We start from the raw sequence: 257 nt of genomic DNA on the forward strand, positions 1-257 counted from the left end.
GATGCGGTCGATCCGGTCTACGGAGGCGGCAAGTTCATCTACATGAAGGGCGTGGCGAGCACCGTAGTCGGTTCGCTCGTTACCTGGGACGCTTCGGAGACGACTCCGTCGTACCAGACTGCGCTGGCGGTGGCTGCGGCCAATGCCGGTCAGCAGTACGCCGTAGCGACCGCTGCGATTCTGGCCGGCCAGTACGGCTGGTATCAGGTGTCGGGCACCAACATCGTGGCGACCAACGGAACGGCGACGGCCGGTTC

At 65.0% G+C, this 257-nt stretch carries 1 protein-coding gene; it reads left to right on the forward strand.

Annotated features, from left to right (window positions below; all coding sequences use genetic code 11):
- Positions 1–257: hypothetical protein (locus ACZ3HG_RS24175; RefSeq protein WP_465334980.1), on the forward strand; the 257-nt coding region annotated here is incomplete at both ends.

The organism is Erwinia sp. PME.40.26/001, from assembly GCF_055556675.1.